At 56.5% G+C, this 14,438-nt stretch carries 12 protein-coding genes; 4 read left to right on the forward strand and 8 right to left on the reverse strand.

The window, feature by feature from the left end; genetic code table 11:
• Positions 1-2 precede the first annotated feature (2 nt).
• From cobB to lolC, 5 genes are read right to left on the reverse strand one after another with little or no spacing between them, the layout of a single operon-like run.
• Complete coding sequence (cobB, locus tag ACOTX7_RS12235; RefSeq protein WP_006809226.1) at positions 3-824, reverse strand: Sir2 family NAD+-dependent deacetylase; 822 nt, start codon at positions 822-824, stop codon at positions 3-5.
• 14 nt (positions 825-838) lie between these two features.
• Positions 839-1,750 carry an N-acetylglucosamine kinase gene (gene nagK, locus ACOTX7_RS12240; RefSeq protein ID WP_221255808.1) on the reverse strand — a complete coding sequence of 304 codons (912 nt, stop codon included), beginning with the start codon at positions 1,748-1,750 and terminating at the stop codon, positions 839-841.
• Positions 1,751-1,804: 54 nt separating this feature from the next.
• Complete coding sequence (gene lolE, locus ACOTX7_RS12245; RefSeq protein ID WP_047354419.1) at positions 1,805-3,049, reverse strand: lipoprotein-releasing ABC transporter permease subunit LolE; 1,245 nt, start codon at positions 3,047-3,049, stop codon at positions 1,805-1,807.
• Entirely contained in the window at positions 3,049-3,750 is a 702-nt protein-coding gene (gene lolD / locus ACOTX7_RS12250; protein WP_006809229.1) for a lipoprotein-releasing ABC transporter ATP-binding protein LolD, read from the reverse strand. The genes lolE and lolD overlap by 1 nt, the downstream gene beginning before the upstream one ends.
• On the reverse strand, positions 3,743-4,942 hold the full coding sequence (lolC, locus tag ACOTX7_RS12255) for a lipoprotein-releasing ABC transporter permease subunit LolC (protein ID WP_006809230.1): 1,200 nt from the start codon (positions 4,940-4,942) through the stop codon (positions 3,743-3,745). The genes lolD and lolC overlap by 8 nt, the downstream gene beginning before the upstream one ends.
• Positions 4,943-5,198: 256 nt before the next feature.
• Here lolC and ACOTX7_RS12260 point away from each other — a divergent pair, with 256 nt between their 5' ends.
• The 3 genes from ACOTX7_RS12260 to ldtC all read left to right on the forward strand — a co-directional run bounded on the left by ACOTX7_RS12260 (position 5,199) and on the right by ldtC (position 10,973).
• On the forward strand, positions 5,199-6,272 hold the full coding sequence (locus tag ACOTX7_RS12260; RefSeq protein WP_221813561.1) for an acyltransferase family protein: 1,074 nt from the start codon (positions 5,199-5,201) through the stop codon (positions 6,270-6,272).
• A 145-nt stretch (positions 6,273-6,417) separates the two neighbouring features.
• Positions 6,418-9,864, forward strand: coding sequence for a transcription-repair coupling factor (mfd, locus tag ACOTX7_RS12265; RefSeq protein ID WP_221255806.1), 3,447 nt, complete (start codon positions 6,418-6,420; stop codon positions 9,862-9,864).
• 143 nt (positions 9,865-10,007) lie between these two features.
• Complete coding sequence (gene ldtC, locus ACOTX7_RS12270) at positions 10,008-10,973, forward strand: L,D-transpeptidase LdtC (RefSeq protein ID WP_221255805.1); 966 nt, start codon at positions 10,008-10,010, stop codon at positions 10,971-10,973.
• A 77-nt stretch (positions 10,974-11,050) separates the two neighbouring features.
• Here the strand turns inward: ldtC and bhsA are convergent, their stop codons facing one another.
• On the reverse strand, positions 11,051-11,308 hold the full coding sequence (gene bhsA, locus ACOTX7_RS12275; RefSeq protein ID WP_006809234.1) for a multiple stress resistance protein BhsA: 258 nt from the start codon (positions 11,306-11,308) through the stop codon (positions 11,051-11,053).
• 245 nt (positions 11,309-11,553) lie between these two features.
• Between bhsA and comR the strand changes: the two genes are divergently transcribed.
• On the forward strand, positions 11,554-12,189 hold the full coding sequence (gene comR / locus ACOTX7_RS12280) for a TetR family copper-responsive transcriptional repressor ComR (RefSeq protein ID WP_006809236.1): 636 nt from the start codon (positions 11,554-11,556) through the stop codon (positions 12,187-12,189).
• Positions 12,190-12,248: 59 nt separating this feature from the next.
• On the opposite strand, the gene ACOTX7_RS12285 is transcribed toward comR, so the two are convergent.
• Positions 12,249-12,788 (reverse strand): glycine zipper 2TM domain-containing protein, encoded by a 540-nt coding sequence (locus tag ACOTX7_RS12285; RefSeq protein WP_006809237.1) that lies wholly within the window; start codon positions 12,786-12,788, stop codon positions 12,249-12,251.
• 195 nt (positions 12,789-12,983) lie between these two features.
• Complete coding sequence (locus tag ACOTX7_RS12290; RefSeq protein WP_221255803.1) at positions 12,984-14,288, reverse strand: NAD(P)/FAD-dependent oxidoreductase; 1,305 nt, start codon at positions 14,286-14,288, stop codon at positions 12,984-12,986.
• Positions 14,289-14,438 lie beyond the last annotated feature (150 nt).

The raw sequence follows: 14,438 nt of genomic DNA on the forward strand, positions 1-14,438 counted from the left end.
TCTTACAGCCCCTTCAGGAGTTTATCCACAAAGGCTGGCACCACCTCGCTCGCCAGACCGTAATGCTTCTCTTCAAACTCGCTCCCGACCTGGCTTGGCTCCAGATTGAGTTCCACCGTATGGGCACCTTGCAGTCGCGCTTCGTGAACAAATCCCGCCGCCGGATAGACATGTCCCGAAGTACCGATGGCGATAAAGACGTCCGCCATGGCCAGGGCACTGTAAATCTCATCCATTCCCAGCGGCATTTCGCCAAACCAGACCACATGCGGACGCAGACGCGAAGGGAACTGACAGCAGTGGCAGCGGTCTTCGTCCAGCACGTCCTCCTTCCAGTCCAGCACCTGACCACTCCATGCGCACCGCACTTTGAGCAGTTCGCCGTGCATGTGAATGATGTTGTGGTTCCCGGCCCTTTCGTGAAGATTATCGATGTTCTGCGTCACCAGCAGAAAACGATCTCCCAGCGCCTCTTCCAGCTTTGCCAGCGCCAGGTGCGCCGCATTCGGCGCGATCTCCGGCTGCTGAAGCTGGCGACGGCGGGCGTTATAGAACGCCTGCACCAGCGCCGGGTCGCGAGCGAAACCTTCCGGCGTCGCCACATCTTCAACCCGGTGTTCTTCCCACAGTCCGTCCGCTGCGCGGAAGGTCTGAATACCGGATTCGGCGGAGATCCCCGCCCCGGTCAACACCACCACTCTGGGTTTATCCATCGCTTCTGGCATCATCCTGTCTCTGAAAAAGATCCGCTGACGCAGGCGTTCACGTAAGCGGCGTTTATTTTTGCGAAAACGGCTGAGTCGACCCTGGCGACGCGACAGCATAATAACCTCGTAAACTAATCGGTGAGATGAAGGAATGCGGCTCCGCGCATGCCTCCTGCGTCCCCGTGTCGCGCACGCTCAATGCGCGGCACGCGGGCGACCGGCAATAAATGTCGGGGCAGACGCCCGGACAACTGTTCCGTAATCGCGGTGAAGTTTGACAGCCCTCCCCCGATCACCAGAAGATCCGGATCGACGATGGTCAGGATATTCCCCAGACACACCGCCAGCAGATCGAGATAGCGCTCAACATGCTCGCGCGCCTGCGCATCCCCTTGTTCCCACAAGGTTATGATCTCAGGGGCCTCACGTTTCTGATGATAGAAGTGTTCATAAAGCCATGCAAACCCGCGGCCTGAGAGATAGTTCTCGATGCAGCCGTGCTGGCCGCAGCCGCAGCGGGTTAGCGGGAAATCACGTCCGACGACATCCAGCGCATCCACCGGCAGACGGACATGACCAAATTCGCCGGTAATGTAGCTGCGCCCGGTAATGGGCTTGCCGTTAATGACAATCCCGCCACCCACCCCCGTCCCGAGGATCAGCCCCATCACCAGCGGATAGCGACGAAACTCGTCGTCCCAGGCTTCGGAAAGGGCAAAGCAGTTGGCATCGTTGTCTAAGCGCACGTCGCGCTCAAGGAGAGCAGAGAGATCGGCGCGCAGCGGTTTGCCGCTGGCGGCAGGCACGTTGGCGGCATACAGCGTACCGTCGTCGGTTTCGGGCATACCCGGAATACCGATGCCAACGCTGCCTTTGACGCCAAACCGTTCATCCGCTTGCGCCACCAGCGCGGCAATGGCGGTTAAAAATTGATCGTAGCTTTCGCGCGGCGTAGGGACGCGGGTTTCCCATTGTAGCTTAAGGTCTTTATCGAACACGCCGAGCGCAATCTTGGTGCCGCCAATATCAAATCCGTAATACATGATGCATTCCTCTGTTTGATTCAGCGGCCAAAAGACCGCTAAACCATGACGAAATTACTGGCCACTTAATACCCTCGCCGGATCAATTCGGCTTGCGCGACGCGCCGGATACCAGCTTGCCAGCAGACTCAGTAAAAGTGCTGTAACCAGCACGTAAATAACGTCCAGCCAGTGCAGTTCAGACGGCAGGAAGTCAATAAAATAGATATCACCCGACAGGAACTGATGGCCGATAAGCGCTTCAATCCCGTTGATAATCGGCGTCAGCTTAAGGGAGACCACCACGCCGATCGCCACGCCGCAAAGGCTGCCAAACAGCCCCGCCAGCAAACCGTACCAGACGAAGATGGCGCGAATAAGCCCGTCTTTCGCCCCCAAGGTACGCAGCACGGCAATGTCGCCGCTCTTATCCTTAACGGCCATCACCAGCGTCGAGACGATATTAAAGCACGCCACGCCAATCACCAGCACCATCGCCAGATACATAATCGCGCGGATCATCTGGATATCACGGTACATATACCCGTAAGTGCCGATCCAGCTTTTGATGTAGACATAGTTATTGGTCACACTGCCCGCGTCACGCACCAGTTTATTGGCGTTGAAGACGTCGTTAACCTTAATGGCAATGCCTGTCACGCTGTCGCTCATATCCAGATACTGGCGCGCATCTTCCAGCGGCACCATCGCGTAGCTGTGATCAAGCTGGCCGCTCAGCTGCAAAATACCGGTGACGTGCAGACGCACGCGCTTAGGCTGCTGCAATTTGTGGTCAGCGCTGGCATTCGGGATCATGATCGATACCCAGTCGCCCTGCTTCACCTTCAGCGCATCGGCAACGCCTTTGCCCATAATGATCTGCTGCTCACCGGCCTTAAAGTTTGCCCATGCGCCATTTTGCACATAGCGCGGCAGCGCGCTCAGACGCTCCTCCTGGCGAGGATTTACCCCTTTCACCTGAATGGCGCGCAGGTTTACCCCGCTCTCTACCAGCCCGGTAAAGTTGATGTACGGTGCAGCCGCCGCAATGCCGGGCACCTTTTCCACTTTGTTAAGGGCATCACGCCAGCTGGACCACGGCTGGTTAACCGGCTCGATTTCGCCGTGGGGGACAACGGCCAGAATGCGGTTATTCAGTTCACGCTCAAAGCCGTTCATGGCGCTTAAGCCCACGATCAACACCGCCACGCCCAGGGCGATCCCGATAGTGGAGATCACGGAGATAAGGGATACCATCCCACTCCGGCGACGACCGCGGCTAAAGCGTAACCCGATGAGTAACGATAACGGTGAAGCCATTACTCCGCTCCCATCAGCGTCAGTTCTGCATTCAGACGACCGTCGCGCATTTCCAGCTGACGTCCCATCCGTTTAGCCAGTTGCAAATCGTGGGTAACCACCAGGAACGCCGTCCCCTGCGCGGCGTTCAGTTCGCCGAGCAGCTGGAAAATGCTGTCTGCGTTACGCGCATCGAGGTTACCCGTCGGTTCATCCGCCAGCACCAGACGCGGGTTGTTGACTAACGCACGGGCGATGGCCACACGCTGACGCTCACCGCCGGAAAGCTCAGACGGACGGTGATTCCCGCGATGACCCAGCCCTACCGCTTTCAACATGTCGCTGGCGCGGGCATTAATTTCCGCGGGCTTCTTTTTACCAATCATTAGCGGCATCGCCACGTTTTCCAGCGCCGTGAAGTCCGGCAGCAGATGGTGGAACTGATAGATAAAGCCCAGCTCACGGTTACGCAGCTCGGCTTTCGCCGTAGACGACATTTTACTCAGCGGCTGCCCGGAGAAGATCACATCGCCTTCGGTTGGCGTGTCCAGCCCGCCAAGCAGGTGCAGCAGCGTACTTTTACCGGAGCCGGAGCTGCCGACAATCGCCATCATCTCGCCTTCACCCACGCTAAAACTCACATTGTGCAACACGTCGGTCTGCACAGTGCCTTCCTGATAGCGTTTGGACAGGTTGTCGCACTGCAACAGGATCTTATTCATAACGTAAAGCCTCAGCGGGTTGAGTGGCGGCAGCCCGCCAGGAAGGATAAAGCGTAGAAAGCAGCGCAATGGCCATCGCGGCCAGCGCAATGCCGACCACCTGGAGCGGCTCGATAGCCACCGGCAGCGCCGCGCCATCAAGCAGCGCGCCGATGATCGGCATGAGATTATTGAGCTGGCTGGCGAGCAGCGCACCCAGCGCCGCGCCGAGCAGCGCGCCGATGATGCCAGCGCTGGCACCCTGAACCATAAAGACCGCCATGATCTGGCGCGGGGTCAGCCCCTGGGTTTGCAGAATGGCGACTTCGCCTTGCTTCTCCATCACCATCAGCCCCAGCGAGGTGATGATGTTAAATGCGGCAACGGCCACGATCAGGCTTAGCAGCAGCCCCATCATGTTTTTCTCCATGCGCACGGCCTGGAACAGCTCGCCTTTCCGGTCGCGCCAGTCCTGCCATTTCGTCCCTTCCGGTAACGTCTGCTGGCTAAGGGTATCCACCTTCAGCGGCGCATCCAGCCACAGACGCCAGCCGGTAATGTTCCCCGCCGGGTAGCGCATCAGACGCGAGGCGTCCTGAATGTTCACCAGCATCTGGTAACCATCGACTTCGCTGTTCGCCGCAAACGTGCCAATTACATTGAACAGGCGCTGGCTTGGCAGACGCCCCATTGGCGTAAACTGGCTGGCCGAGGGCACCATCACGCGCAGTTGATCGCCACGGTTAACCCCAAGCTGCCCGGCAAGCTGCTCGCCGAGGATAACGTTGTATTTACCCGCTTCCAGGTCGGTTTGCTTCACGTTAACCAGAAACGGCGTCAGCGGGTCTTTTTGCGCCGGGTCAATCCCCAGCATCACCCCAACCGCCACGCTGCGGGCGCTTTGCAGCACTACATCGCCCGTTGTGAGCGGCGCAACGCGCGTGACACCCTGTAACTTCACCGCGCTTTCCGGCAGCTGTTGCGGGTTAACGGAACCGTGAGTGGAAGAGAGAACGGCCTGCGGCATCAGCCCCAGGATATTGTTTTGCAGCTCGCGCTCGAAGCCGTTCATGACGGAAAGTACCGTCACCAGAGCCATCACGCCAAGCGTAATGCCAATAGTCGAAAGCCAGGAGACAAAGCGACCGAAGCGGTCCGCGGCGCGCCCACGCATGTAACGTAAGCCTATGAAGAGTGCGACAGGTTGATACATGAAATCCGTCTGTTTGCTGATAGCAGACCCACGAGTATATAAGCGAATCCGTTAAGCGTAAATGACTGAAACCGTAAGATTCGGTAATCATTTTTCCGAAAAATTCAGATAAATCATCATGCTACTGACCGAACTTCCGCCAGACAGCCTCCACCTTTTCCGAAAATCGTCCTGATACAGACTGTTACCCATTACATCGGAGTTTCATTTTACAACAATCGACCTTTCGTTTATGGCAACAAGGTCGTCACGCACAATGAAACAAAAAGCATTATGGATTAACCAGATAAAAGGTCTGTGCATCTGCCTGGTGGTGATTTACCACTCGGTGATCACCTTTTATCCTCACCTGGACGGGCTACAGCATCCGTTATCGGGCCTGCTCGCCAAATGCTGGGTCTACTTTAATCTTTACCTCGCCCCGTTCCGTATGCCGGTGTTTTTCGTTATCTCCGGCTATTTGATCCGTCGATATATTGACGAGGTGAACTGGCGCACCAGTCTCGACAAGCGGATCTGGAGCATTGTCTGGGTGCTGGCCCTGTGGGGCGTCCTGCAATGGCAGGCACTGACCCATCTGAATGCCTGGCTCGCCCCCGAGCGAGAACTGGCGACATCAGCCAATGCGGCCTACGCCGATTCCGTTTCAGGGTTTGTGCTGGGGATGCTCACGGCCAGCACCAGCCTGTGGTATTTGTACGCGTTAGTGGTCTACTTTACGCTCTGTAAACTGCTGAGCCGCTGGAAACTGCCGATGCTGGGGCTGCTGGCGCTGGCAAGCATCGCCATTAACTTCCTGCCGTTACCGTGGTGGGGAATGAACAGCGTGGTGCGCAACATGATCTACTACAGCCTCGGCGCATGGTACGGTGCGCAGTTGATGGCGTGGATGAAAGGGATGGATCTGCGCCGTAGCTGGCTGGTACTTATTGCCTCTGGCGCGGTGTCGGTGGTGCTGTGGTTCGCTAACGTCCCTCTGCCGCTCTCTCTGCTGTCGATCGTGGTTATCATGAAACTCTTTTACAGCTTCGAGCAGCGTTATGCCGTTCATCCCAATAACCTGCTGAACGTCATCGGTTCAAACACCATCGCGATTTATACCACTCACCGCATTTTAATTGAGGCGTTTAGCCTGCTCCTGATTCGCGAAATGAATGCGGCGTACTGGCCTGTCTGGGCAGAATTAACGCTGATTCTGGTCTATCCGTTTATCAGCCTGCTCGTCTGTACGCTGGTTGGGCTGGGGACACGTAAGCTGTCGACCGCCCTCTTTGGCGATCTTTTCTTCTCTCCTCCCGCGCGCCTTACGCCACAGACCGCTACCCGTTAATCTTCGCTGCCCCCATCCGGGGGCACTTTCCCTCTTGTGCGGTTACGATTTGCTTATGTAAAACGATCGAGGATAATAAAGACATTGCGTATCAGTGATATGCCCCAATACTGTTGGTATATCCCCAAGAGACTCTGACATAGCCATGCCTGAACACTATCGTTACTCCTTGCCTGTCAAAGCGGGCGACCAGCGCCAGCTGGGCGAACTCACGGGCGCGGCCTGCGCCACGCTGGTGGCAGAAATTGCCGAGCGGCATCCTGGCCCGGTGGTGCTGGTTGCCCCGGACATGCAAAACGCCCTGCGCCTGCACGACGAAATCCGTCAGTTCACCGACAGTCTGGTATTCAGCCTGGCCGACTGGGAAACGCTTCCCTACGACAGTTTCTCTCCGCACCAGGAGATTATCTCCTCGCGCCTGTCGACACTGTATCAGCTCCCCACCATGCAGCGCGGCGTGCTGATTGTGCCGGTGAATACCCTGATGCAGCGCGTCTGCCCCCACAGCTATCTGCACGGCCATGCGCTGGTGATGAAAAAAGGCCAGCGCCTGTCGCGCGATGCCCTGCGCGTGCAGCTGGACGGAGCCGGTTATCGGCATGTCGACCAGGTGATGGAGCACGGCGAATACGCGACGCGCGGTGCGCTGCTGGATCTCTATCCGATGGGCAGCGACCGACCGTATCGTCTGGATTTCTTCGATGATGAGATCGACAGCCTGCGCGTGTTCGACGCCGACACCCAGCGCACGCTGGAAGAAGTGGATTCCATTAACCTGCTCCCCGCCCATGAGTTTCCGACGGATAAAACCGCCATCGAACTGTTCCGCAGCCAGTGGCGCGACAGGTTCGATGTGAAGCGCGATGCCGAACATATCTACCAGCAGGTCAGCAAAGGCACCCTTCCGGCCGGGATCGAATACTGGCAGCCCCTGTTCTTTAACGAACCGCTGCCGGCGCTGTTCAGCTACTTCCCGGCGAATACGCTGATTGTGAATACCGGGGATATCGATGCCAGCGCCAGCCGTTTTGAAAGCGAAACGCGCGCCCGCTTTGAAAACCGGGGCGTTGACCCGATGCGTCCGCTGCTGCCGCCGGAAATGCTGTGGCTACGTACCGACGAGCTTAACGCCGAGCTGAAACGCTGGCCGCGTATGCAGCTAAAAACCGATTCGCTTGCCGATAAGGCGGCGAACACCAATCTCGCGTTCCGGACGTTGCCGGACCTGGCCGTCCAGGCGCAGCAGAAATCCCCGCTGGATAATCTGCGTAAATTCCTTGAGTCCTTTACCGGACCGGTGGTGTTCTCCGTTGAGAGTGAAGGCCGCCGTGAAGCGCTGGGCGAACTGCTGGGACGGATTAAAGTCGCGCCTAAACGCATTCTTCGTCTGAGCGAAGCCACCGGAAACGGCCGTTACCTGATGATCGGCGCCGCCGAGCACGGATTCATTGATACGCTCAATAACCTGGCATTGATTTGTGAAAGCGATCTGCTGGGCGAGCGTGTCGCGCGCCGTCGTCAGGACAGCCGTCGCACCATCAACCCGGACACCCTGATCCGCAACCTGGCCGAACTGCACCCCGGTCAGCCGATCGTTCACCTTGAACACGGCGTGGGTCGCTATCAGGGTATGACCAGCCTCGAAGCAGGCGGCATCAAAGGTGAATACCTGATGCTGACTTATGCTAACGACGCCAAACTGTATGTCCCGGTCTCCTCCCTCCATCTGATCAGCCGCTACGCGGGCGGTGCCGAAGACAATGCGCCGCTGCACAAGCTGGGCGGCGATGCCTGGGCGCGCGCGCGGCAGAAAGCGGCGGAGAAAGTGCGCGACGTGGCGGCCGAGCTGCTGGATATTTACGCCCAGCGCGCGGCCAAAGAGGGCTATGCGTTTAAGCATGATAAAGAACAGTATCAGCTGTTCTGCGAGAGCTTCCCGTTTGAAACCACGCCGGATCAGGCCCAGGCCATTAACGCCGTGCTGAGCGACATGTGCCAGCCGCTGGCGATGGATCGCTTAGTGTGTGGTGACGTTGGCTTCGGCAAAACCGAAGTGGCGATGCGCGCCGCCTTCCTTGCGGTGGAAAACAACAAGCAGGTGGCGGTGCTGGTGCCGACTACCCTCCTCGCCCAGCAGCACTTCGACAACTTCCGCGACCGCTTCGCCAACTGGCCGGTGCGCATCGAGATGCTGTCGCGTTTTCGCAGCGCCAAAGAGCAGACGCAGATCCTCGAACAGGCAAGCGAAGGCAAAATTGACATTCTGATCGGCACCCACAAGCTGCTGCAAAGCGACGTGAAGTGGAAAGATCTGGGGCTGTTGATTGTCGACGAGGAGCACCGCTTCGGGGTGCGCCACAAGGAGCGCATCAAAGCGATGCGCGCTGACGTCGACATTCTGACCCTGACCGCCACGCCGATCCCGCGCACCCTGAATATGGCAATGAGCGGCATGCGCGATCTGTCGATTATTGCCACACCTCCGGCGCGCCGTCTGGCGGTGAAAACCTTTGTTCGCGAGTACGACAACCTGGTGGTGCGCGAGGCGATCCTGCGCGAAGTGCTGCGCGGCGGCCAGGTGTATTACCTGTATAACGACGTTGAAAACATTCAGAAAGCCGCTGACCGGCTGGCAGAACTGGTGCCGGAAGCGCGCATCGCCATTGGTCACGGGCAGATGCGCGAGCGCGAGCTGGAGCGGGTGATGAACGACTTCCACCACCAGCGTTTCAACGTGCTGGTGTGTACCACCATCATTGAAACCGGCATTGATATCCCGACCGCGAACACGATTATCATCGAACGCGCGGATCACTTCGGCCTGGCCCAGCTGCACCAGCTGCGCGGGCGTGTCGGGCGTTCGCACCATCAGGCCTACGCCTGGCTGCTGACGCCGCATCCGAAGGCGATGACCACCGACGCGCAAAAGCGTCTGGAAGCTATCGCCTCGCTGGAAGATCTGGGTGCTGGCTTTGCACTGGCGACGCACGACCTGGAGATCCGCGGCGCCGGTGAACTGCTGGGTGAAGACCAGAGCGGCTCCATGGAAACCATCGGTTTCTCCCTGTATATGGAGCTGCTGGAAAATGCCGTCGACGCGCTTAAAGCCGGACGTGAACCGTCTCTTGAAGATCTCACCAGCCAGCAGACCGAAGTGGAGCTGCGCATGCCTTCCCTGCTGCCGGATGATTTTATTCCTGACGTGAATACTCGGCTGTCGTTCTACAAACGCATTGCCAGCGCGAAAAGCGAAGGCGAGCTGGAGGAGATCAAAGTCGAGCTGATCGACCGTTTCGGCATATTGCCCGATGCGGCGCGCAACCTGCTGGATATTGCCCGGCTGCGTCAGCAGGCGCAGAAGCTGGGGATCCGCAAACTTGAAGGCAATGAGAAAGGCGGCGTGATTGAGTTTGCCGAGAAGAACCATGTCGATCCGATGTGGCTGATTGGCCTGCTGCAAAAACAGCCGCAGCATTTCCGTCTTGATGGCCCGACGCGCCTGAAATTTACCCAGGATCTGACGGAGCGTAAAACCCGCATGGACTGGGTGCGTAACTTTATGCGCCAGCTGGAAGAGAACGCTATCGCATAACGGATCCCCCATCAGCGCCCGGCTGGTGGGGGACAATTTACAAACTCTTTGCACTTCGCCCGAACTTCCCGACTATACATTCGCCATAATTATCATTAACGCCTTATAAAACAATAACCTTATCATTTATATGGATTATGATAATGATGACCTCTTCGCGTTTTACCCGCTGGCTGACTCTGTTTGCGCTGGCCGCGACGGTTGCCGTCGCGCTCCCTGCTCGCGCCAATACCTGGCCTCTCCCGCCTGCTGGCAGCAACGTCGTAGGTGAAAACCGCTTTCACGTGGTTGAAAACGATGGCGGTTCGCTGGAAGCGATTGCCAAAAAATATAACGTCGGGTTCCTGGCACTGTTGCAGGCCAATCCGGGCGTTGATCCGTATGTACCCCGGGCGGGCAGCGTACTGACGATTCCGCTGCAAACCATCCTGCCGGACGCGCCGCGTCAGGGCATTGTGATTAACCTCGCCGAGCTGCGTCTGTATTACTACCCACCGGGCAAGAATGAAGTGACCGTCTACCCTATCGGTATTGGTCAGCTGGGGGGCGATACGCTCACGCCTACCATGGTCACCACCGTCTCTGATAAGCGCGCGAATCCCACCTGGACCCCGACGGCAAACATTCGCGCCCGTTATAAAGCACAAGGTATCGATCTTCCTGCCGTGGTGCCCGCTGGCCCGGATAACCCGATGGGGCACCATGCGATCCGCCTGGCGGCCTACGGTGGGGTTTATCTTCTGCACGGCACGAATGCGGATTTCGGGATCGGAATGCGCGTCAGTTCCGGCTGTATTCGCCTGCGTGATGACGACATCAAAACGCTCTACCGCGTGATCTCTCCTGGCACAAAAGTAAATATCATCAATACCCCGATTAAAGTGTCTGAAGAGCCGGGTGGCGTCCGTCTGGTTGAGATCCACCAGCCTTTGTCGAAAAATATCAATGACGATCCGCAGACGCTGCCGATTAACCTGAATGCGTCGATGGTGAGCTTTAAAACGAACGCCAACACCGATGGCGCGGTAATGGAGCGGGCGATGGAAGCGCGCTCGGGTATGCCAACCGATGTCACGCGACATAATGAGGTTGTTCAGCAATCAATGTAGAACGGTTAGAACGACAAACGCCCTGCTAATGTAGGGCGTTTTTTATTGCAGTGGCATAACGGAGGGTTGCGTTACGCTTATTTGTAGATAACTGCGGTACCGTGCAGGGTGTTAGGACCGGTCACAGAGGTGATGCGGAATGATTTCGCACCCATTTCGTCAGCTTTTTGCGCCAGCTGATCTTCCAGTGAGCCCAGGTTAGTCCCGGCTGTGGCAGAAATGGTACCGACTTTTTGCTGGTCTGCTGGAGTAGATTGCACTTCAACAGCAGCGAAACTTGCGAAAGAGAGTGAACTCAGAACAGCGGCAGCGATGAGGGTTTTAACGTTTTTCATGATTTTGTACCTTTAGGCAGATGATGTAGTGGTCGTTAGTTATGTAGTTAACGATCGATAGGTAAATGATAGGTGTGATCCAGGTCACACATCAACTCATTTTTATAACAACCGTTAAATTAATTTCATTTGCCTTATATTTCATAAAGATAAAATTAAATTATTTTTCAGAAATCACCGCTGGTCGTCGCAGGCGTTTATTTTTATAATGATTATTCAACAAAACAACAGAGGACCAACGGCACATGACAACCGATGTCACGCGTTGCGCAAAGAAAAGCCGTGGCCGACCAAAAGTGTTCGACAGGGATGCGGCGCTCGATAAGGCCATGACGCTCTTCTGGCAGCATGGGTATGAAGCCACGTCGCTTTCCGATCTGGTGGAAGCGACGGGCGCGAAAGCCCCTACCCTGTACGCAGAGTTCACCAACAAAGAAGGCTTATTCCGGGCCGTTCTGGACAGATACATCTCGCGCTTCGCGGCAAAACATGAAGCCCAGCTGTTCTGCGAAGAAAAATCCGTTGAGCAGGCTTTGCAGGATTATTTCACGGCAATCGCATCCTGCTATACCAGTAAAGACACGCCTGCGGGCTGTTTTATGATCAACACCTCCGCCACCCTTGCGGCATCGTCTAAGGAGATAGCCAATACGGTTAAATCCCGGCATGCGATGCAGGAGGAGACGCTCAGCACGTTTCTGGCTCAGCGTCAGCAGCGCGGCGAAATCCCGGCGCATTGCCGTCCGCAGGAGCTTGCCCGGTATCTGAGCTGTATTTTACAGGGGATGTCCATCAGTGCCCGTGAAGGGGCAACGCTGGAAAAATTGCAGGGGATTACGCAAACCACGCTGCGCCTGTGGCCTGAACTGCTTAAACTCTGACGCAAAAAAAAGCTCCTCAGCCTGAGCGCATGAGGAGCTAAGTTCAGAGAACATCTTTTTTACACTTTGTTATTCAGTATCAGCTGACCATTACCGTCGAGAGGGATCTGCGTGCCCGGATCTTTATCCATGCGGATTTTCCCCTGCTGATCGCCAATTTTGTAGGTTACGTCGTAACCCAGCATTTTTTCAGACTTGTCATACACGGTTTTACACCGTTGCTGCGTTGTGGTGTAGGTATCATTTTCCTGCATCGCGCCCTGCACCTGGTTACCGGCATAACCGCCACCCAGCGCACCGACAACGGTCGCAACATCCTTACCACGGCCACCACCAAACTGATGACCAATCACCCCACCTGCTACCGCACCCAGCACGGAGCCAGCGATACGGTTTTCATCCTGAACCGGACGACGATGGGTGACAGAAACATTACGGCACTCCTGACGAGGTGTCTTGACCGTCTCTTTGATCGGAGTAGCGGAAACCACCTGCGCATACTGCGGGCCACGATCAAGTACGTTCAGACTGGCAACGGCAGCCACACCTAACGCAGCAGCGACGCCAATCCCTATACCCGCCAACATTGATTTATTCACGGGACTTCCTCCTTTGTTGCAATTGGTAGCAATTTTGCAGCGCAGTAAACGCTTCGCCAATAAGATAAAGGATCAAAAACCGGGGCGATGAGCTGGGATAGCGTCTGTTTAGGAGAACTCTTAAGGGGTCTGGAGCGAGATGAACAGCATGATGTGCTGAAAATTCCCTCCGGAGAGCCCGGAGGGAGAGAGAAATTAGTGCAGCTTCAGGCGTGGGCGGATCACGCGGTTGATGCGGCCGACCAGCATCATCAGGCCGGTTTTGAAGTAGCCGTGCAGCGCAATCTGGTGCATACGGTACAGAGAAATGTACACGAAGCGGGCGATGCGCCCTTCCACCATCATGGAGCCGCGCATCAGGTTGCCCATCAGGCTGCCCACGGTGGAGAAGTTTGAAAGCGATACCAGAGAGCCATGATCTTTGTAGACATAGGCTTTCATCGGCTTGCCTTTCATCTGCGCCAGGATGTTATGCAGCACGAGGCTTGCCATCTGGTGCGCGGCCTGAGCGCGAGGCGGTACAAACCCGCCTTCCGGACGTGCGCAGGAGGCACAGTCGCCGATGGCAAAGATTTCAGGATCGCGCGTGGTTTGCAGCGTCGGCTCTGTCACCAGCTGGTTAATGCGGTTCGTCTCCAGCCCACCGATATCTTTCATGAAATCAGGCGCTTTGATCCCCGCGGCCCAGACCATCAGGTCGGCCTGGATGTATTCGCCGTCTTTGGTATGCAGGCCGCCCTCATCCGCACTCGTCACCATGGTCTGGGTCAGTACGCGTACGCCCAGTTTGGTCAGCTCGTTGTGCGCCGCGCCGGAAATACGCGGCGGCAGCGCAGGCAGAATGCGTTCACCCGCCTCCACCAGCGTCACATTCAGCGCTTCGTTAGTTAGCCCTTTGTAGCCATAGCTGTGCAGCTGTTTCACCGCGCTATGCAGCTCAGCCGATAACTCAACGCCCGTTGCGCCGCCACCCACGATAGCAATGTTAACCTTGCCGTTGGCACCCATATTATTGGTGTACTTCAGGAACAGGTTAAGCATCTCCTGATGGAAACGACGCGCCTGATGCGGGTTATCCAGGAAGATGCAGTGCTCTTTCACGCCCGGGGTGTTGAAGTCGTTAGAGGTGCTGCCCAGGGCCATCACCAGCGTGTCATAGGCCAGCTTGCGCTCAGGAACCAGCAGCTCGCCTTTATCATCGCGCAGCTCAGCCAGCGTGATGGTTTTGTTTTCACGGTTGATGTCCACCACCGAACCCAGCTGGAACTGGAAATGGTGGTTACGCGCATGCGCCAGATAGCTCAGCGCATCCACACCCTCATCCAGCGACCCGGTCGCCACTTCGTGCAGCAGCGGCTTCCACAGGTGGCTATGGTTACGATCCACCAGCGTGATTTTGGCTTTCTTACCGCGCCCCAGCTTCTTACCCAGCTGTGTCGCCAGCTCCAGTCCGCCAGCACCACCGCCGACAATCACTATCTTTTTCAATGGCGTAGTCAACGTGACCCCCTCAAATTATTAACCAATTGTTAATTAAAAGTTATATAAATAACCCTTAATTAACAACAGGTTACTGCGCTGAAACCATTCAGATTCATTGAGAATAGCACGTCAGGCGCATTGGTCATACCAAAATTGATATGTATCAAG

This window comes from Enterobacter cloacae complex sp. IR5418 (genome assembly GCF_049238105.1).
In the GTDB taxonomy this organism is placed as follows: Bacteria; Pseudomonadota; Gammaproteobacteria; order Enterobacterales; family Enterobacteriaceae; genus Enterobacter; species Enterobacter hormaechei.

Bases quoted from the DNA above. Each gene is read 5' to 3' on its own strand.
- cobB (WP_006809226.1), bottom strand. From the start codon at position 824: ATGCTGTCGCGTCGCCAGGGTCGACTCAGCCGTTTTCGCAAAAATAAA.
- nagK (WP_221255808.1), bottom strand. From the start codon at position 1,750: ATGTATTACGGATTTGATATTGGCGGCACCAAGATTGCGCTCGGCGTG.
- lolE (WP_047354419.1), bottom strand. From the start codon at position 3,049: ATGGCTTCACCGTTATCGTTACTCATCGGGTTACGCTTTAGCCGCGGT.
- lolD (WP_006809229.1), bottom strand. From the start codon at position 3,750: ATGAATAAGATCCTGTTGCAGTGCGACAACCTGTCCAAACGCTATCAG.
- lolC (WP_006809230.1), bottom strand. From the start codon at position 4,942: ATGTATCAACCTGTCGCACTCTTCATAGGCTTACGTTACATGCGTGGG.
- ACOTX7_RS12260 (WP_221813561.1), top strand. From the start codon at position 5,199: ATGAAACAAAAAGCATTATGGATTAACCAGATAAAAGGTCTGTGCATC.
- mfd (WP_221255806.1), top strand. From the start codon at position 6,418: ATGCCTGAACACTATCGTTACTCCTTGCCTGTCAAAGCGGGCGACCAG.
- ldtC (WP_221255805.1), top strand. From the start codon at position 10,008: ATGATGACCTCTTCGCGTTTTACCCGCTGGCTGACTCTGTTTGCGCTG.
- bhsA (WP_006809234.1), bottom strand. From the start codon at position 11,308: ATGAAAAACGTTAAAACCCTCATCGCTGCCGCTGTTCTGAGTTCACTC.
- comR (WP_006809236.1), top strand. From the start codon at position 11,554: ATGACAACCGATGTCACGCGTTGCGCAAAGAAAAGCCGTGGCCGACCA.